Source organism: Streptomyces sp. MNU76 (assembly GCF_020982545.1).
In the GTDB taxonomy this organism is placed as follows: domain Bacteria; phylum Actinomycetota; class Actinomycetes; order Streptomycetales; family Streptomycetaceae; genus Streptomyces.
Map to the genome: position 1 here is coordinate 163,108 of NZ_JAJKLK010000031.1, position 19,565 is coordinate 182,672.

At 70.4% G+C, this 19,565-nt stretch carries 13 protein-coding genes and 1 pseudogene; 5 read left to right on the forward strand and 9 right to left on the reverse strand.

Annotated elements, in window-relative coordinates; translation table 11 throughout:
* The 5 genes from E4N62_RS46265 to E4N62_RS46285 all read right to left on the reverse strand — a co-directional run bounded on the left by E4N62_RS46265 (position 1) and on the right by E4N62_RS46285 (position 8,420).
* Positions 1-1,419, reverse strand: a complete 1,419-nt coding sequence (locus tag E4N62_RS46265) for an NDP-hexose 2,3-dehydratase family protein (RefSeq protein ID WP_230224412.1) — start codon at positions 1,417-1,419, stop codon at positions 1-3.
* Between the two features lie 19 nt (positions 1,420-1,438).
* Entirely contained in the window at positions 1,439-2,266 is an 828-nt protein-coding gene (staMA, locus tag E4N62_RS46270; protein ID WP_230224414.1) for a 3'-O-demethyl-4'-N-demethyl-staurosporine methyltransferase StaMA, read from the reverse strand.
* A 62-nt stretch (positions 2,267-2,328) separates the two neighbouring features.
* Positions 2,329-3,588, reverse strand: a complete 1,260-nt coding sequence (locus E4N62_RS46275; protein WP_230224416.1) for a cytochrome P450 — start codon at positions 3,586-3,588, stop codon at positions 2,329-2,331.
* Between the two features lie 30 nt (positions 3,589-3,618).
* Positions 3,619-6,909, reverse strand: coding sequence for a ferritin-like domain-containing protein (locus tag E4N62_RS46280; RefSeq protein WP_230224418.1), 3,291 nt, complete (start codon positions 6,907-6,909; stop codon positions 3,619-3,621).
* On the reverse strand, positions 6,906-8,420 hold the full coding sequence (locus tag E4N62_RS46285; protein WP_230224419.1) for an NAD(P)/FAD-dependent oxidoreductase: 1,515 nt from the start codon (positions 8,418-8,420) through the stop codon (positions 6,906-6,908). Before E4N62_RS46285 ends, E4N62_RS46280 begins: the two co-directional genes overlap by 4 nt.
* A gap of 412 nt (positions 8,421-8,832) precedes the next feature.
* On the opposite strand from E4N62_RS46285, the gene E4N62_RS46290 reads away from it, so the two are divergent.
* From E4N62_RS46290 to rfbB, 4 genes are all read left to right on the forward strand, one after another.
* The gene (locus E4N62_RS46290) at positions 8,833-10,092 is read left to right on the forward strand and encodes a glycosyltransferase (protein ID WP_230224420.1); all 1,260 of its coding nucleotides are present in this window, start codon (positions 8,833-8,835) and stop codon (positions 10,090-10,092) included.
* Between the two features lie 83 nt (positions 10,093-10,175).
* Complete coding sequence (locus tag E4N62_RS46295; protein ID WP_230224421.1) at positions 10,176-11,351, forward strand: cytochrome P450; 1,176 nt, start codon at positions 10,176-10,178, stop codon at positions 11,349-11,351.
* A gap of 485 nt (positions 11,352-11,836) precedes the next feature.
* Positions 11,837-12,901, forward strand: coding sequence for a glucose-1-phosphate thymidylyltransferase (locus E4N62_RS46300; protein WP_230224422.1), 1,065 nt, complete (start codon positions 11,837-11,839; stop codon positions 12,899-12,901).
* On the forward strand, positions 12,898-13,938 hold the full coding sequence (gene rfbB / locus E4N62_RS46305; RefSeq protein ID WP_230224423.1) for a dTDP-glucose 4,6-dehydratase: 1,041 nt from the start codon (positions 12,898-12,900) through the stop codon (positions 13,936-13,938). Before E4N62_RS46300 ends, rfbB begins: the two co-directional genes overlap by 4 nt.
* On the opposite strand, the gene E4N62_RS46310 is transcribed toward rfbB, so the two are convergent.
* On the reverse strand, positions 13,849-16,530 hold the full coding sequence (locus tag E4N62_RS46310) for a LuxR family transcriptional regulator (RefSeq protein WP_230224424.1): 2,682 nt from the start codon (positions 16,528-16,530) through the stop codon (positions 13,849-13,851). The genes rfbB and E4N62_RS46310 overlap by 90 nt on opposite strands.
* 905 nt (positions 16,531-17,435) lie before the next feature.
* Positions 17,436-17,816 (reverse strand): hypothetical protein, encoded by a 381-nt coding sequence (locus E4N62_RS46315; RefSeq protein ID WP_230224426.1) that lies wholly within the window; start codon positions 17,814-17,816, stop codon positions 17,436-17,438.
* A 322-nt stretch (positions 17,817-18,138) separates the two neighbouring features.
* Here E4N62_RS46315 and E4N62_RS46320 point away from each other — a divergent pair.
* Positions 18,139-18,399 (forward strand): annotated as a pseudogene (locus tag E4N62_RS46320) (IS21 family transposase); the annotation flags it as partial.
* Here E4N62_RS46320 and E4N62_RS46325 read toward each other — a convergent pair.
* Entirely contained in the window at positions 18,355-18,705 is a 351-nt protein-coding gene (locus E4N62_RS46325; protein ID WP_215451202.1) for a DUF4326 domain-containing protein, read from the reverse strand. The pseudogene E4N62_RS46320 and the gene E4N62_RS46325 overlap by 45 nt on opposite strands.
* 25 nt (positions 18,706-18,730) lie before the next feature.
* Positions 18,731-19,543 carry an SGNH/GDSL hydrolase family protein gene (locus E4N62_RS46330; protein ID WP_230224428.1) on the reverse strand — a complete coding sequence of 271 codons (813 nt, stop codon included), beginning with the start codon at positions 19,541-19,543 and terminating at the stop codon, positions 18,731-18,733.
* Positions 19,544-19,565: the final 22 nt, after the last annotated feature.

The window sequence follows — 19,565 nt, forward strand, 5'->3', positions numbered from 1 at the left end:
TCACTGTCCTCCTCGCGGCCGTGCGGCCGTCGCGTTGACGCAGGCCAGCAGCGTGCGGGCCTCGACGTTCAGGTAGTGGCCGTGCCGGGTGAGGGTCCTGAGCTGGCCCGGGGTGGCCCACGTGTAGCCGGGGGGCGGGGCGAGGGGGACGTCGTCGGCGTCGACCAGCAGATAGCGGCTCCTGGCGTTGAGGAAGCGTCCGCCCTCCTCGGAGTGGACGGCCTCGTAGCGGATGCGCTCGGGGCGGGCGTCGAGGACGGTGTCGAGGAACGGCGGGCGGTGCTCCGGGGTGAGATGGGCGTGGTTGCCGGGTGTGCACTGGACGGTCGGAGCCAGCTCGACGGTGTCCAGGAATCCGCCCTCGGCCCGGGCGTGGACCAGGACATGGGGTACGCCCTCGAACTCGCGCACCAGGAAGGCGCTGACCCCCAGGCCGACCGGCTCCAGCAACGGCTGGTCCCAGTCGACCACTTCGCGGTTGCCGGCCCGCACGGAGACGGCGACGACCTTGAAGTAGCGCCCGTCCTCGTGCTCGATCGACTCGACACCCTGCTTCCAGCCGCGCACGGAGGCGAGCGGGACGCGCTCCACGCGAATGTCGTGCCGGGAGCGCTCCCCGGTGAACCACGACAGGAGCTGGGCGTCGGACAGCAGCGCCCCGGGGGAGGTGTCCGGGTACTGCACGCACGACAGCACGGTCCTGGCGTTCATGTTGACCAGGTCGTCCTCGTGCAGCAGTTCGGCGATCTGGCCGAGGGTGAGCCAGCGGAAGTCGTCCAGTTCGGGAACGTCGTCGACGGTCTCCACGATCATGTTGCGATTGGACTTGCGGTAGAACCACGAGCCCTGTTCGGACTGGAGGACATCGACGAGGACCCGGTCGGGGGCAGGCCGGAGGAATTGGTCGATGAGCTTGACGTCCGTGCCCCGGTGCGCCCGTGTGTAGTTGCTGCGGGTGGCCTGCACGGTCGGGGAGAGCTGGAGCAGATTGGGATTGCCCGGCTCCATCTTGGCCTGCATCAGGAAGTGCAGCACTCCGTCGAACTCCTTGGCGAGAATGCCGAGGACGCCCACTTCGGGCTGGCGGACGACGGGCTGCTGCCACTCCTGGTACGGGCCGTCACCGAAGGGCCCGTCCGACTCGACGACATGCATGCCCTCGACGGTGAAGAACCGTCCGCTGCGGTGCACGAGATTGCCGGTGCCCTCCTCGAACCGCCACTGCCGCAGCTCCGCGAACGGTATCCGCGTCACCTCGAACACATGGGCACGGCGCCGCTCGGTCAGCCAGGCCCGCACCTCCTCGGTCCGCGACCGGGCTCCGCGGGCGGTCGCGGCGGACAGGGCGACACGGTCGGCCGTCGCACGGTCCTCACGCGGGCGTAGGGCGGCGGACGGCGGGCCGAGAGCAGAAGACATCACAGGTCTCCCCGTCCGGTCAGGACCGCTGCGCGGTGATCAGGACGTAGCCGGCGTGCGGATGCCCACCGAAGGTCTCCATCAGGTCGGCCGCAGCCTCCATCTGTTGCGCCGCCCCGGCGTCGAGAGCCCCGGCGAGACCCCGGAACGCGGCGGCGGCATGCCCGTAGCTGGCGCGGACCCGCTCACCGATGTCCGTCAGCTCCAGCAGTTCCCAGCCCGCCTCCGCCAGTCGCGCGTGATGCTCGGCGGGTGTGTTGATCCCGGCGATCTCGTACATCCGCAGCATCCCGTCGAGTACCGCCTCGTCGGCGCCGGTGAACGGCTGTCGCTGACACAGGTCGGCGACGACGAGCCGGCCGCCGGGGCGGACGACACGGTGGATCTCCCTGAGCGCGGGTGTCTGGTCGGGCAGATGCAGCAGCGACTCGATGGCGAAGGCGCCGTCGAAGGAGACGTCCTCGAAGGGGAGGTCCATGGCGTCCGCCAGCCGGAAGGAGACCCGGCCCCCGGCATCGGACTCCACCGCCCGCCCGGCCGCCTCGGCGACCTGCTGCTGGCTGACGGTGATGCCGGTGACCCGGACGTCGTGCGCTCCGGCGATCCTGAGAGCCGGGACGCCGATGCCGCAGCCCACGTCCAGCAGATGCCGGTCGGGGCGGAGTGCGAGGCGCTCGGCGACGAGATCGGTGAGCCGGTCGGTGGCCTCGGCGATCGGCACCTCGGGGTCGTCGTCCCAGTACCCCACGTGGATGTTGCCGCCCATCGCGGTGCTGGCGCCGGCGTCGGCGAACTGGTCGTACACCTCACCGACCGAGTCTGCGGTGGTGTCGGACTGCTGCGTCATGGCTGTGCCTTCCTGCTGGTGCGAGGTCGAGGGGTGGCCGGGGGCAAGGGGTGGCCGGGGGGTCATGCGGCGTCGGGCAGGTCGAGGAGGAGCCGCGTCGGGCCGTGGAAGACCATGTCGTCGGCGTACTCGACCTCGTGGGTGCCTCGGCCGAGGGCGGGGACGCCGTCCAGCAGGGCCCTCAGGCCGATCTCGGCCTCGGCGCGGGCCAGGGTCGCGCCGAGGCAGTAGTGGATTCCGAGGCCGAAGCCCACCTGCCGTTCGGCGGCGCGGTGGACGTCCAGCACATCGGGATCCGGGAAGCGCGCCGGGTCCCGGTTCGCCGAGCCCAGCAGGGCGACCACCCGGCTGCCGCGCGGGATGTCGTGGTCGCCGATCCGTATGTCCTCGTACGCCCAGCGCGTCACCGCCTGTACGGGCGGGTCGTACCGCATCAGCTCCTCGACGGCGGCCGGTGTCGACTCGGGTGTGGTGCGCAGCTCGTCGAGGACGTCGTGGTGGGCGCGCAGGGTGAGGACCGCCTTGGCGAGGAAGTTGGTGGTGGTCTCGTGGCCGGCGGTGAGCAGATGGACGCAGGTGCCGACGACGCCGTCCACGCTCAGCGGCGATCCGGTGTCCCGGGCGCGGACGAGGAGGGTGAGCAGATCGTCGCGGTCGTCGCCGCCGCGCCGGTCCACCTCGCGCCGGAAGTAGCGGGTGAACTCCTGGGCAGCCGCCTCGGCCCGTGCGTAGCCGCGGCCGTCGCGCGACCGGGTGGTGCTGGCCTCCTGGAGGGCCACCGCGTTGGCGCGCAGCCAGGTTTGGTCCTCCTCGGGGATGCCCAGCAGTTCGGAGATGACGAGGATGGGCAGGGGCGCCGCGAAGCCCTCCACGAGATCAGGCCGGCGCTGTGCTCGGAGCTGGTCCAGGAGTTCGCTCGCGAGTTCGGCGATGCGGGGGCGCAGGCCGGTGACGATCGAGGGGGAGAACTCGGTGGTGAGCAGGGAGCGCAGTTCGGTGTGGTGCGGCGGGTCGAGGAAGACCAGCCAGTTCTGGACGACGGTCCGCAGGGCGCGGTGCTCGGCCGGGATCGGGACGGGCGCGGTGTCGGTGCCGGTGTCGCCGGAGGCCACGCGGGCGTTGCGGCCGAGCCGCCGGTTGGACAGGACGCGGACCACGTCGTCGTAGGTGAACACGTAGTAGGTGTCCGGCCTTCCGGGGCCCGACGCCGTGCGATGGACCGGGGCGGCCTCCCGGTAGCGCCGGTAGACCGGGTAGGGGTGGGCGATGTCCTCCTTGTCCCAGCCCATGAGGTCGAACCGCGGCAGCGTCGCGGATGGCATGCGTCTCCTTCGGTCGGAAGTGCTCGGGCGCTAACGGCTCGGCGGGCGGAAGTGGTCGGCCCAGAAGGCGCTCATCTCCGCCACGCGTGGGGGGACGAGCGGATGCTTGGCGCACCGCGCCGCGAGGTCGTCGAGGCGGCGGGCGATACCGCGTCTGGCCACGTCCGGCCGGGAGACGGGCGCGGGCTGCTCGGGCAGTTCGAAGGAAGGTCCGGCGGTCATGCCCCGGCGCCCCGACGGCATGGTGACGAGCAGTTCCGCCAGCGGCCGCATCAGGCCCGTCATCATGTCGATCGCCCCGTTCATCAGATCCGACCGCCGCAGACTGGCGTCCGGGCACTCGCCGAAGTGCTGGGCCATCAGCTGCAACGCCATGAAGTAGGCGCGATCGAACAGCTCCATGACGGCGCGGGCGTCGGGGTCGGTGACCGTCTCCATCGCCGGGTTCCCGTGCCCGCGCGTGGGGTTCCGTACGACGGGGTAGGCCGGGTTCCAGCGTTCGCCTCCCGGCCGTCCGCCGATCGTCGGGGCGCCGCGCAGCAGGTCGGAGACGCGCAGGAACGCGTGGTAGTGGGACGTCTCCTCGGCGCGCGGGTCGAGGACGCCGCCCTCGCCCTGCTCGGTGATGACATCGATCGCGAACAGCGCGCTGGAGAGATCGTCGACTTCGAGCTGGTAGTCGGGGTGGCGCCGGTTGAGGGACTCGCGCAGGAAGAGATGGTGTTCGCCGCCTCCTCGGCCCCTGTCCACCAGGAAGAGGCCCGGGACGCTCTCCAGCCCTTCCCGGATGTCCGCGTACAGCTCGCTCAGCGAGGCGTACGGGTGCCGCTCGTCGTACGCGGCGGGGGGCGCCGGAGCGTCGCCGCGCCGTACCTCGTCGACGAGGTCCTCGGGCCGTTCGATCTGCACGAACCGCTCCACGCTGCCGGGCCCCAGGCGCTCCAGGGCGAAGTCCAGCGGGACGGCCAGCTGTTGGTTGACGGTGCCGAAGTCGATCCGGGGCGCGTGGAAGGGTTCGCCCACTGCCATGAGAATGTTGTTGACGAGGAGGAAGTGGATCATCTCCTCGCGGGCGATGGTCAGCAGCATGCTGCGGATGCCCTCGTCGAGGGTCTCCCCGCCGTCACCGCACGCGAGCCGCAGTTGCTCGGGCGTCCACAGGCCCCGGCGTACGTACTCCGCGCCGACGCCATGGGTGGGTACCGAGTAGGCGGCGTACAGGTACTGGAGCATGACGGCGAGTTCGATCGCGGCGGCGTCGCGCAGCACCTCGACGAGTCGAGCGCGTGTGGTGATCCTCCGGCCGCCGCGCGCGACGGCCGGCGTCGTCAGCAGTACCTCGTCGGGCTTCTGCTGGGCCCGCAGGAACGTCAGCAGGAGACGGGCCTTGGGTGCGGACAACTCCCGCGTGGGCGGCATGTAGTACGTCCTCGCCTTGTTGCGCGGGTCGCACATCTGCCAGATCAGCTTGGCGTACGTCTCCACCTTGCAGCGGTCCGCGAGGCTGAAGACCTCGGCCTTCATGAACGAGTGGACGTGCTCGTAGTAGGCGAAGACCTCCCGGTAGACCAGGTCGAAGGTGACCTCGTCCTCGCCGACACCGTCCAGCCGCCAGTCGTCGGGCAGCACCCGCACCGACAGGTGTCCGGCGCCGGGCCAGTAATCGAGCGTGTTGTCCTGGTCGTGGCCGAGGGCGGCGGAGCCCGGCGCGTCCGGGTCGCACGGCACGTCGTCCGGGCCGGTGGACAGCAGGACGCGGGCGGTACCGGCCGTCGCACCCCGCAGGGTCAGCCATCCCCGGCCGTCGTCGTCCGTGCTCAGGAGGCAACCGCTCGACCACGGCCCGTCGTCGTCCCGCCGTCCCGCGCGCGCCCGGACGATGTCCACGTCGGACGACCGGGCCTCCGGGGCGCTCGCGACCGGATCGCGGGGGAGCGCCCGGGGGTTGAAGAACTGCCGTACGCCGATCTCGTCGACGGCGGCCGGACGGCCCCGTACGAAGGACCGCACGAGCACCTCGACGTCGTGCTCCGCGTCGGCCGTGTCCCGGGGGTGCTCCAGGATGAGGGAGGCGTCGTCGACCTGGACGTTGATCTCCTTCTCGCGCAGATGGACGACCGGGCCGTCGGGTCCGGTGCCCACCAGGCGCAGTGCCTCGTGGGCGGCCTCGTGCGCGGGCATCTCGACAGGCACGGTGACCAGCCCGCCGGCCAGGGCGTACGCGTCCCCGAGATAGGCCTGCCGGGGCAGGCGGGCGACCAGTCGATCGGTGTGCGCCGTACGCAGTTCGAGGTCACCGAGGTCGAGCGGTGCGGCCTCGGGTCGGCCGTCGCCCGCCGTCCGGTCGGACGTGGGCAGCGCCGTGATCATGTTGAACGTGGCGTGGTCGTCCGCCAGTCGCACGGTCAGGTTGTGCGGACCACGGTCGGTGCGGTTGTGCGGCCCTTGGCGGGGCGTCAACAGCCGTCCCGCCGGGTAGGTCCGGATCTCGTGCGGGAGCCAGGGGGCGATGGTTCCGCGCAGCCGCAGGCGGCTCGGGCGGTCGGGGGCCTCGGGGGTGGCCCGGTGGCTGAGCGCGAACTGTACGACGAGACCGCCGACCCCCTCTGTGGCCACCGTGTCCCGCAGCCGCCGTACCGCCGGTGAGGTATCGGTCTCGTCGAACCAGGTCAGTTCGTCGTCCTCGGACGCCACGAACTGGTGGACCACGGACCGGCGCAGACGTTCGGCCAGCCAGTGCCCTTCGGCGTCCCCGAGGTCGCGCACATGACCGGGGTTGTGCCACCTCGGCGGTTGGAAGCCGTGGACGGTACCGGTCAGCATGTAGCCGACGTCGTGGGAACGCCCGTCGCGTCCGAACCCGAACTGTCCCACCATGAGGGTGGTGGTCCACTCGGAGGCCGGGTCGAGGTCGAAGACGCGGGCCCGGTTGACGGTGGTGGCGAGGTATTCGTTGTAGTGCCCCCACATGTCGACGCTCCGTCCCACCACGGGGTCGGCGGTGTCGAGTTCGCCCGCGCGGCACTCGACGCCGACGATCCGGGCGTCGACGGCGAAGTGTCCGTTGCCGGCGAAGTCCTCGCCCTTGGCCTCGGTGAAGGGCCCGTCGGGCGCCGGTCGGCCGGTCGTGTCGTAGCGGGGGCCGAGCCGGTCGAGGTGGTCGTGGTACTCGGCGGGCGGGCGGTGAGCCGGGAAGGGCCGGCCGTCGGCCGTGAGGGCCGTATTGGTGGCCAGGTCGACGAGGCCGCTGCGGGCGCCGGTGGGCAGGTGTGTGGTGGCCGTGCCGGCGAAGTGCAGCCGGGGCAGGTCGAAGACGCTCACGCCGACCGCTCCGAGCGGCTGAGGCGGGAGGCGGCGAAGACGCGGCTGGCGCGCGGCTCGTACCACTCGATCTCGTGCGCGGCGTCGATCGCGGACTCGATGGCACCCTCGATCCAGGCCGGCTTGGACGAGCAGTGCTCGCCGGCGAAGAACAGGCCCTTCTGCGGTCGTGCGCACTCACGGCGCTCGGCCTCGCGGAGGGCGGCTTCCTGGCCCCAGCGGACGGTGGCGGCGCCCCGGGACCATCGGTGGGCGCCCCAGGCCCGGCCCGCGACCGCGAGGACCATGCCGGGCCTGAGCAACTCGGGATGCATCACGCTGAGTTCCTTGGTGACGAGGGCGTCGCGCTCGGCCTCGTCCATCCGGGCCAGGGCCTCGGCGTCCGGGCCGATGGTGTAGCTGGCGAGGAGGACCGCGCCGAGGGCGGGGTCGCCCTCGGCGGGCGGGTAGTAGGTCTGCCGGACATGGCCGCCGGTGAAGGAGGCGCCCCCGCTGATGCCGTCCTTCTCCCAGAAGGGCTCTCGGCAGTGGAAGGCGATCTTCGTCGCCGGCCAGTACTTGGTCTGGTGGACGATGTCGATCTTGTCCTGGTCGAAGCCGGTGAGCCGCAACGTCCTCAGGACGGTGAACGGGATGGTGCACACCACGTAGTCGCACGTTCTGGTGACCGTCCTCAGGCCCTGTCGGACGGTCAGGGTCACGGTGTCGTCGTGTACGTCGATGCCGGTGACCTCCTGGCCCAGGGAGATCTTCCCCCGGATACGGGAGGCGAGTCGGCGGGGCAGTTCGTCCATGCCGTCCTTGAGCCGCACGATGCTGGAGCTGGTCTCGTCCAGCACGTCGTCGAGGAAGCGTTCGAGCCGGGGCGGGCAGGACGCCCGTACACGGGGATGATCGGCGAACAGGGCGTGCAGATCGATCCTGTTGCGGGCGGTGCCACAGCGATAGGGCGTCAGATCGATGTGGTCCACGAGATTCAGCAGTTCCACACCGATGTCGTTGTGCAGTCCGTCGTAGAACTGGCGTGGGGCGATGGCCCGGATACTGGCATCCAGCCAGGCACCGAACAACAGGGTGTCCTGGCGGTGGTGCGCGCTCGGCAGTCCGGTGGCGAATTCGTCGACCAGCGTGTCGTGTGCCTCGCGCACCCGGAGGTATCCGGCGGAACTCGGCAGGTAGGCGGCGTCGTCGGAGAACAGCGTCCGGAATTCCCGTACCTGGTTCTGCAGCCCGAGTTCGGCGATGTAGTGCATGGTCAGCCGGTGTCCGGCGGGGATACGCATGGCCCCCATCTCGGCGAACGGGCCGGGCTCACCGGCACCGGAGAAGCGGTGGGTGTGAATGCGGCCGCCTATCTCATCACTGCCTTCGAGGATCTGCACGTGATGTCCGAGGCGTTCCAGTTCATAGGCCGTCACCAGGCCGGCGATACCGGCGCCGATGACGGTGACCTGCTTCGGTCCGCCGACGGCGTCGTCCGGCCCGTCACTGTCCTGCAAGGGTGCCGTCACAGGTTTCCTCCAGTAGGCGAAGTCCGAGGCCGGGGCATGTCCTGGATGAACGCGGGGCCTTTCCTCATCCCGGGAAAGGGCGATGCGGGGAATGTGCTCCGGAGGCAATCCTTCGTCGTGCCCCTGCGCGTTCGCATCCCCCGGCGGACCTGCGCACGCATGGTTCGACGGGCCGTCGGCCCACGTGGTCGGCGCGGCAGGGCGGTGTCACCCTGCGCGAGTACGTGGGGTTTTGCCGTCGCCGCCGTTCCAGCCGCCGGGCGAGGCGATGCTGGCGTGCGTGTCAGGTCGACCCGGGCCCGCTGGGGCATCGGGCCGACCGGCGCGATCGGTGATCACGAGACCCCTCGCGGAGGCGACGTTGACGCGTGTTTTGATCGCTACCACCCCGGCACCGGGGCACGTCGTGAGCATGCTGGAGGTCGCATGCGAACTGGCCCGGCGCGGCCACGAGGTGCGGTGGTACACCGGACGGGCCTTCCAACAGCAGGTGGAGCGGGCCGGGGCGCACTTCGAACCCATGAGCCCCGAGCTCGACTTCAGCGGCAGAAGCCGCGAGGAGGCGTTCCCCGAGCACGCGGGGCTGAGCGGACCGGCGAACTTCAAGATCGGCGTCCGGGACATCTTCTACCGGACCGCGCCCCGCCAGATGGACGACCTGTCGAAGGTCCTCGAACGGTTCCCGGCCGACTGCATCCTCGCCGACGACATGTGCTACGGCGCCTGCTTCGTCGGCGAACGCACCGGTATCCCCGTGGCGTGGCTGGCCAACTCCGTCTACATCCTGGGCAGTCGGGACACCGCACCCCTGGGCCGGGGGCTCGGCCCCAGTTCGTCACCGCTGGGCCGGGTGCGCAACGCGCTGCTCCGGTTCGTCTCCGACCACGTGGTGATGCGGGACATGCGCCAGGAGGCGGACCGTGTCCGGGCCCTGGTCGGCCTGGATCGGCTGCGCTCCTCCGCCATGGAGAACATAGCCCGCCCGCCGGCCCTCTATCTGCTGGGTACCGTGCCGTCCTTCGAGTTTCCCCGCAGCGATCTGCTCCCCGGCACCCACTTCGTGGGCCCTCTCCTCGGACTGCCCCCGAAGCACTTCGACCCGCCCGCCTGGTGGGAGGACCTGGATGGCGACCGCCCGGTGGTGCTGATGACCCAGGGCACCACCGCCAACGACGTCGACGGGCTGCTCCGCCCGGCCGTACGGGCCCTGGCCGACCAGGAGGTCCTGGTCGTGGTCACCACCGGCAGCGACCTGGACGTCGAACGGCTCCGGCCGCTGCCGGCGAACGTGCGGCTGGAGCGGTTCATCCCCTACCACCATCTGCTGCCGCGGGTGGACGCCATGGTGACCAACGGCGGCTACAACGGCGTCAACGCGGCCCTCGCCCAAGGAGTCCCCCTGGTCGTCGTACCGGGGTCGGAGGAGAAGCCCGATGTGGCGGCGCGGGTGAAGTGGGCCGGTGCCGGTGTCGTCCTCGAACGGCGGCCCGTGTCCGAGGCCGACCTGCGTGACGCGGTGACCACCGTGCTGCACGACGGGAGCCACCGACGGCGGGCACGAGCACTGGCCGAGGAGCACCGGAGCGTCGACGCACCCCGACGAGCCGCCGATCTCATCGAGTCCATGGCCGATTCCCAAGGCCAGATCCCCACCGGAGGTATCACCCGTTGAACGCCCATACGAAGACGACCGACTCGACGGAACAGGCTGATCCGACCGATCCGACCGGCTTGTCGGAAGCCCCTCTGACCGACATGCCCGTGGATCCGGGTCCGTTCGACTGCATGCCGGAGCTGCTGGCCGCCGCGCGGGTGGCGCCGGTCGTGCGCATCCCCTACCTGGAGGAGCACGCCTGGGTGGTGTGCGACCCGGAGTTGGTGCGGACCGCGCTCACCCATCCCAAGATGGCCAAGGACATCACGTTGGTCCCCCAGTTCATGCGCAAGCCGGGCCTGATGGTGGGGTCGCAGCCGCCCCCGGAGTACGCCCGGGCCATGATCATGAGCGATGGCGAGGACCACGCCCGCATCCGGCGGGTGCACCAGCCGGTGCTGAGCCCGCGCAACACGGAACGGTGGGGCGAGCGGGTCGGTGTCAAGGTGGGCGGCTTCCTGGACGAGCTGGAGCAGTCGCGTTCCTCGGACTCCGCCGAGGTCGACGTGGTCACCGACTACACCCACCGAGTGCCGTTGGCCTTCATCTCCGAGATGCTCGGGCTGCCCCTGGAGGCCGAGCGGCGGCTGCGCAGCATCACCGACGTCATGCTGTACTCCTCCGACTACCCGGCCCGTCAGGAGGCGGTCGGCGCGCTGTTCGGGGCCGTGGAGAGCTGGGTGCAGAACCCCGCCCCGCTACGGGACGGCGTCATCACGGGCTTCCTCGCGGCCGCCGACGGGCCGGACAAGGTCACCGAGGGCGAGGTGATCGTCTGGACCGTCGGCATGATCATCACCGGATACGAGACGACGGGCAGCCTGATCTCCGCATCGCTGTACGAGGCGTTGCGGCGACCGCCCGAGGAGCGGCCGGGGAACGACGAGGAGATCAAGAGCTGGATCGAGGAGGCCCTGCGGGTGCACCCTCCGTTCCCGCATCCCACCTGGCGCTTCCCCACCGAGGACATCGAACTCGGCGGATATCTGATCCCGAAGGGTGCCCCCGTGCAGGTCAGCATCGCGGCGGCGAACCGGAAGCCGGGTGAGGGCGCCGACAGCTTCGAGGCGGCCCGGGGCGGCCACGGCCATCTCAGCTTCGGCCTCGGTACGCACTACTGCATCGGTGCCTCCCTGGTCCGGCTGGAGGCGCAGATCGCGGTACGGGAGTTCCTGCGCCGGTTCCCGAAGGCCCGGCTGAGCACCGGTTCCTCCGTCGAGTGGGAGTCGGAGTGGATGATCCGTCGACTGAGCGCCCTGCCCGCCGTGCTGAACTGACGGCCACGGCCGTACACCGACGTGCCCTGCCCCTCACCGTCGAGGGGCAGGGCACGTTCGTGTGCGACGGGGCGGAACGGAGGGGGGCGCGGTCGGCACCGGAGTGGGCAGTCGGAGGCGATCGCGGGCGCACCGGCGTACCAGGTGGTGACACGCCGTCTCCCGCGCGCTGTTGCCGCCTCCGCGAGCGCCTCCGTCCCCTGGGGAAGCGCCAGGATGCCACTCGGGCGGGCGGGAGGGGCGAGTCGGTCCTGAGTCCACGTGGTCGCGTGGGCTGCGGGTGCGGCGTTGCGCGGGAACGTCGCCCCGGCACCGGCAAACCCACCCGTGGAGGCCGCCTCCGGGGGATGTGCGGCTCTCCGGCGTTCACCAGCATGGATCACGTATCCGGTCCTTCCACGGACAGTTGGGGAGATGATGGCTCCTAGCTTTGAGGCCGAACCGCAGGGACATCCCTGTGCGGCGGACGTACTGCGGAGGCGTCGATGAAGGCGCTCGTGCTCGCCGGCGGCTCCGGCTCCCGGCTGCGGCCGATCACGCACACCTCGGCGAAACAACTCGTGCCCGTCGCCAACAAGCCGGTGCTGTTCTACGGACTTGAGTCGATCGCCGAGGCGGGCATCCGGGAGGTCGGCATCGTGGTCGGCGACACGGCAGCCGAGATCGAGGCCGCGGTCGGCGACGGTTCCCGGTTCGGCTTGGACGTCACCTACCTGCCTCAGGAGGCACCGCTGGGTCTCGCCCACGCCGTGGCGATCGCGCGGGACTATCTCGGCGACGACGACTTCGTGATGTACCTCGGTGACAACTTCGTCGTCGGCGGTATCGGCGCTCTCCTGGACCGTTTTCGGGTGAGCCGACCGGACGCCCAGATCCTGCTGACCCGGGTGTCGGACCCGCGCGCGTTCGGCGTGGTCGAACTGGATGCCGACGGCCGGGTGATCGGTCTGGAGGAGAAGCCGGAGCACCCCAGGAGCGATCTCGCGCTGGTCGGCGTCTACATGTTCAGCGCCCGCGTCCACGACGCCGTCAGCGGCCTCAAACCCTCCTGGCGGGGCGAGCTGGAGATCACCGATGCCATCCAGGAACTGATCGACTCGGACTGCAGGGTGGAGTCGACCCTCGTGTCCGGTTACTGGAAGGACACCGGCAACGTCGCCGACATGCTGGAGGTCAATCGCCTCGTCCTGGACGGTGTCGAGGCCGACTGCTCGGGAGTGGTCGACTCCAGCGAACTGGTCGGTCGGGTGGTGATCGAGGAGGGCGCGACCGTCACCGGTTCCCGCATCGTCGGCCCGGTGGTGGTGGCCGCCGGATCCCGCATCCAGGACTCCTACATCGGCCCGTTCACCTCGATCGACAGCGGCTGCTCGGTCATCGACAGCGAGGTCGAGTACTCGATCGTGCTGCGCGGGGCGTCCATCGTCGGCGTGCGCCGCGTCGAACGCTCTCTCATCGGACGCGAGGTCGAGGTGACGTCGACGCCCCGCATCCTGCGCTCCCATCGTCTCGTCCTCGGCGACCACAGCAAGGTGCAGGTGACCTCATGAAGATCCTTGTCACGGGAGGCGCCGGCTTCATCGGCTCCCACTTCGTACGCTCCTACGCCGACGAGGACGAAATGACCGTGCTCGACAAACTCACCTATGCCGGCAATCCGGCCAACCTGGAGCCTGTCGAGGGCCGCTTCACCTTCGTCCACGGCGACATCGGGGACGCCGGTCTCGTCGCCGACGTGGTTCCCGGCCACGACCTCGTCGTCAACTTCGCGGCCGAGTCCCATGTCGACCGGTCGATAGCCGACGCCGACGAGTTCGTCCACAGCAACGTGCTCGGCGTGCAGACCCTGATGCGGGCCTGCCTCGACGCCGGCACCCCACGCGTCGTCCATGTGTCCACCGACGAGGTGTACGGCAGCATCGACACCGGCTCCTGGGACGAGACGGCCCCGTTGAACCCCAACTCCCCCTACGCGGCGGCCAAGGCAGGCGGCGATCTGATCGCCCTGGCCCACGCCCGCACGCACGGCCTCCCGGTGAGCATCACGCGCTGCGGCAACAACTACGGCCCGTACCAGTACCCCGAGAAGGTCATCCCTCTCTTCGTGACCAACCTCCTGGACGGCCTGACCGTCCCGCTCTACGGCGACGGCGGCAACGTACGCGATTGGATCCACGTCGACGACCACTGTCGAGCGATCCGCCTGGTGGCCGAGCGGGGCGAACCGGGCGAGGTCTACCACATAGCCGGAACGGCCGAGCTGACGAACACGGACCTCACGACCCGCCTCCTGAACGCCCTCGACGCCGACTGGCGAAGCGTCGAACAGGTGCGGGACCGCAAGGCCCACGACCGCCGCTACTCCCTGACCGATGCCAAGCTGCGGGAGCTGGGCCACAGGTCGCGGATCCCCTTCGAGGAGGGCCTCATCGAAACGATCGAGTGGTACACCGACAACCGCGCTTGGTGGGAACCCCTGAAGAGGCGCACCCCGCCCTCACGCCCTCAACCGGATCAGCGCGGTGCGCGACCGAATTCCCAACTTCCGGTAGATCTGCCGCAGATGAAACCCGACCGTGTGCGGTGAGATGAACAGATGCCGGGCGGCCTGCTGATTGGTGAGCCCTCCGGCCACCAGCTCGGCCACCTTCCGCTCGGTCTTGGTCAGGCTCTCCCACCCGGACACCGGCCGTTTCGCATGCGTCCAGTGCCGCCGCCGTACACCCAAGCCTCGCAGCCGCGCCCGCACCCGGGCGGCGTCCCGCTCCCCGCCGAGCGCGCCGAAGGCACTCATCGCCCTGTCGAACTCACTGATGGCGGCCTCGTGCTCCCCGCGGTCGAGGAGCAGCCCGGCGTGGTCCTCGGCCGCGGTCGCCTGCGCCCAGGGATTGCGGTGCAGCCGCCCGGCCCGGTCGAGTGCCTCGGCGTCCCCTTCGGCGAGCGCCCGGGCATGCATGGCCATGGCCACCACCGAGGGCACGCACTGGTTGCGTCCACGGAGGTGCTCCGTCGCCTCGATCACCGCCGAGACGAGGTCGGGCCGCTCGGCCGCGAGAGCGCACCGGACCCACCAGGCGGCCGCGGTCGGATCCTCCAGGACGACCTCGCGGAGCGCACCGTTCTGTGCCCCGATCTCGGCCAGCATCTCCGTCGCGGCCTGCTGGTCGGCCTGCGCCTCGGCCAGTTGCGCGTTGAGCAGCAGCCGCGCGCCCCACCAGGGGCTGGAGGCGTGCTGGGGGAAGTCCTTCTCCAGGGTCGTGATGTGCTCCTCGGCCTGGGTGAGCGCTCCTCGGCGCAGGGCCACGGAGGCGAGAACCAGCCATGCCTGGGGGGCGAGCATCGGTACATAGGGACCGTCGGTGCCGACCCCGAGCTTGGCGTCGTCCTCTGCCTCGTCCAACCGGCCCTGTGCGAGGTTCAGTTGGGCGCGGAGCACGGCGGGCACCGCGGTGGTCAGCGTGCCGTGTTTCGAGGCGATGGCGGCGGAGCTCCGGATGACGGCCGCCGCCTGCTCGTACTCGTCGGTCCTCGCGAGGGTGAAGGTCAGGAACCAGCGGGGGTCGAGGATCGGCGCCTCGTCGTCGGCGCGGTCGAGGGCGACCGCCCTGCGCAGGGTGGCCACGGCCTCGCCGACGTCGCCGGCACGCCACTGGCCGAAGGCTTGGAAGGTCATCGCGCCGACCTGCACGGCGCCGGTGTGGCGGTCGGGTGCGCCGAGGATCTGGTGTGCGCGCTGGACGGCGGTGACGTCGCCGGTGAGGTAGGAGGAGGCGAGGTGGGCGACGATCGCCTCGCGGTGCTGGGACCCGCCGTGCTGCAGCGCGAGCGCGTCGCCTGCCGCTCGGCGGGCGAGTGGGGCGTTGCCGAGGAGCAGCAGTGCGGTCGACATCGAGGCCCGCAACGCGGCGACGTCCTCGACGAGCTCCGGCGGCAGGGGGGCGCCGAGGCGGGCTGTCTCGTCGACGGTGTCCTTGGCCAGGGCGATCGCGTGGTCCAGTCGGCCGGCTCTGGTGAGCGCTTCGACGGCGGTCCGTGCCAGTCGCACGCGTTCGGGGGTGCCGGGGTCCAGGAGCTCCATGGAGCGGGTGGCCAGCGAGGCGGCTGTGGAGGGGTCGGCGAGCAGGAGTTTGCGGGAGCCCTCGGCGATGATGCGTAGTTCGTCCGTGTTGCCGGGTTGGGTGACGTGGACCAGTTGGAGGGCGGCGCGCTCGACGCCCTCGGGGCGCGGCAGCAGGATCTTCGCGGCCTGCCGGCGCAGCAGGGCGAGCACCGGGGGCGGTACGGAGTCGAGCAGGACCCGCCAGATCGGCTCGGTGCGGAAGGCGAGGTCGCGTTCGCCGCAGACGAGCAGGCCCCGGTCGACGGCCTCGTCCACGGCCGCGAGCAGACCGACGGGTGCTTCGCCGAGCAGGGCCGACAGGTCTTCCGGTGCGAACGGTGATCCGAGGACGGCGGCCAGTCTGAGCGCCTTCAGGGTGGGGTCCGACAGTGTCCTGAGGTCTTGCTGGACGGTCGCGGAGAAGCGTTTCGGCACGGGAGCGGGCACCGGGATGCCCCACCCGGCCGAGGGGCCGCCGGGTGGGGCGGGCTGTAATCGGGAGGTGCCGTCGATCAGGCACAGGTCGTCGTCCTCCGCCAGGCCGCGAATCAGCTCGATCACCGAGCGCGGGGTGGCGTTGACGCTCTCCGCGAGGGCGAGGAGAGCCGGGTCGGGGGTGGCTCCCGTGTGGTCGGCGACCAGTCGTGCCAGCGCGTCGCCCTCGATCGGTCCCAGCTCCCGCACGTGTTCCACCGGGAGGCTGGTGCGGAGTCCGGCGAGAGAGGTCCGCAGGTGTTCCCGGGGTGGGGCGTCGCGTCCCGTGGTGAAGGTGAGCAGCCAGAGGATCGGGCGTCCTCTGAGTGCCACGATGAGGTCGTTCAGCGTCGTCAGTGCGGGGAGGCCCGCGAGATGCAGATCGTCGATGACGACGGTGGTGCGGGTGCTCCCGGCGCCGGGGAGCCGTGCCCGTGCCGCCTCGATGACGGCCCCGGGGGTGGAGTCGGGCCCGGCCGGGGCGGCGCCCAGCACCATGAAGCCGTCACCTTCGGCGAGCGAGGCCGCTTCCCTGAGAAGGCGGGTCTTGCCCGCGCCGGGAACCGCCCCCATCACCAGCACCGTGCTCCGCCCGGTGCTCGCCACGGCGCGCAGCTGGGCGATCGTCTGGGCCAGCTGGTCTTCCCTGCCGTGAACTGCTCCCCGGGAAATGGGCTGTGTGTGAACTACGTTGAGAACCGGATTCTCGCACTTCGCCATTGCCGACCGTGAACAGCTGTGCATTTTCTCCCTCATCGACCAGAACTTCGCCGTCCGATTTTCATATCCGATCACAGTGCTCGCCCGAAGGGCAAGACCGCCCAAAGGCTCCCTCCTTGCTGCACTGGCGGCGTCCGGAATCGTTTGGATACCGCTGGGAAGAATACTCGGCGGAAATGAGCACGGAGATGGCCGGAAGTGATTCATTTCCGGTGGATGTCCATCCCGTGTCGGCTCCCCGGACCCCGACGGCGCGGACCTGCGATTGTCCGGAACGCACCGGCAACCTGTCGTGAACGTGCAGGTAACAGGCCGATGTGCGGCAGACGTACAACACCATCATCCATGGCGCGCACGGTATGCGCGCGCGTGCCGACGTCCTGCTCCGGCTCGACCACTTTCAGTTCCTGACCGGTTCGGCCTTTGTGACCGGAGGAGAAACCGCGACGTGGAAATCGATCCGCAGCTTTTCAGGCAGCGGGCCGACCGTCACCCGGCGCGACCCCGCACGCGCCGCAACGACTCGGCCACCGGGCCACCATCGACCCCATGGAGGCCACCGGATGAGCCAACCGGAACGAAACCCGGCGGGAACGGCCCCGCCGAGATCATCGTCGTGCCCGAAATACCACCTGCCTGCGGTTACTTACGCGTCAGAGTCGTTCGGTGGGTGGAGGCAACGAGTGGCCTGCGAACTGCCGCCGGCAGGGTCGGCGTCTGAGTGTCGCACCGGCGAAACAAGGAGACGGGGCAGGGGTGGCTCCTGCCGACCCGTAGGAATCACCCCTGTGTCAGGGGTTGGCGCAAATCGCGTACACCGTGATGCCGACGGTGGAGGAGCCGTTCTGACGGCCAACCGCGATCCAGCCGCGCCCGTCATTCGTGGGGAAGCTCCCGATCAGCACGGCACCGTTGCCCCGGGCCTCGGCACCGCCGCCGATAACCTTCTTGCCCGCCGGGCAGTTGAGCGTCCGACGCTGGAAGTTGGGCACGTTGGCGTTGGGGAGCTGAACGATTTGGTGCCCGTCCACGGCCGCGGCCCGCGCCGGCGTCTTGGCCGCGGCGGCCTGGCCGGCTGCGGTCTCGCTGGTGGCGGCCTGGGCGGCCCAGCCGGCTGCGGATACCAGGGCCAGGGCCAGAATGCCCGCGCCGATTGTCTGCTTGCCTCGCATATCTATGTCTCCTCGTTTTCGGAGACTCCCTCCGAACGGGAGTCTCCTCGACTGTCTGCTTACTCTTGCGAATTGATAGTGACAACTATGCGTAGAATCCCGGCTCACCACTTGAGGGAAGCCTGAGGAAAGTCTGAGGGGCATTGTCGGGTTGAGCTGGAGCCGTTTCCGGTCAGGGCCCCGGCGTTTGCCTGAAGGCGGCCATACAAGCTCCCCATAGGCGGCCTCTTACCGCCCCACTGATGGCCTAGGGACTCCTCACGCACGGCCAGATATCTCCCCGCTCGCCTTGGACGCATCCCGCTCGGCGAGGCTCGGGCGGGTGAAGAACAGCAGGGAGATCATGGAGACCCTTGAGGCGTACGACCTCACGGGCAGTTACCGCGCTGCGGCCGAACTGACCGACGGCGTCGACCACCACACGGTGGCCCGCTATGTGAAGATGCGGGCCGTCGGCCAGCAACCCGACCAGCGCCGCCACCGGGCCGGCGCGATCGACGACTATCTGCCGAAGATCGAGGAACGGGTGGTCTGTTCGCTAGGCGGAGGACTTCGTGCCGTCGGCCAGCTCCGCCAGGATGTCGCCGTGGCAGGGTTCGGGCGCGCACCAGCAGGCCAGCGTCCTCCCGCGCAGCTCCGGGACGAGGGCCATCAGCTCGGGGTCGGCCGTCAGGTACTCCCGGTACTTCGCCATGACCTCGGCCCGCGTCCCGTCGCGCTTCTTCTTCTCGGTGTCGTACTGGAAGGGGTTGAAGAGCGGGTGCTGCGGCAGGTCCCAGTGGCCCATCGTCCAGCGGCGGCCGATGTAGACGACGTCGCTGGGCGCGTACTCCAGCCGGGGGCCGAAGTCGCGGATACGGCCCTTGAGGTTGATCACGGTCGTGGTCACACGCGCCTCCCGGTCGGACCGGTCCCTACGCTAGCGGGCCCTCGTACGGCAGCAACTCGGGCCGCTTGGCCGGCATGCCGTCGCCCGAGGAGCGGCCCGTGAGACGGCGCCCTATCCACGGCAGCAGGTACTGCCGGGCGAAGCGCGCGTGGGCGACCTGGCGGGCCGTCCAGCCGGGCGGCGGGGTGACGGGCATAGGGGTTCGCCACTCCGGGTCCTCCGCCTCGTGGCCGAGGGTCTGCCAGACCGCCTCGGCGACCCGGCGGTGCCCCTCGGCGGTCAGGTGCAGCCGGTCCACGTCCCACATCCGGGGGTCGCCCAGCGAAGGCGCGCCGTAGAGGTCGACGACGAGGGCGCCGTGCCGGGTGGCCAGTTCGTCGACGCACGCGAACAGCTCCTCCATACGCGGCCGGAAGCGCTCCAGGAACGGGCCCTGGCGGCCGGGGCTGCGCATCAGGACGAGCTGCTTGCAGGAGGGGGCGAGGCGTTCCACAGCCTCCTCCAGCAGGCCGCGCACCCGGCCCATGTCGCACTTGGGCCGGAGCGTGTCGTTCAGGCCGCCGACCAGGGTGATGACGTCCGCCTCCATCGCGGCCGCGACCTCCACCTGCTCGGCGACGATCTGACCGATCAGCTTTCCGCGCACCGCGAGGTTGGCGTACCGGAAGGCGGGCGTCCGCGCGGCCATGCGGCCCGCGAGAAGGTCGGCCCAGCCCCGGTACGTACCGTCGGGGAGGAGGTCGGACATGCCCTCCGTGAAGGAGTCGCCGACCGTGACGAGGCTGGAGTAGGCGGGCCCGGGGGCGGTGGGGCCGGAAGGGCCGGGATTCGTCTGCATGGCGTCGGAAATGGTACCCCGT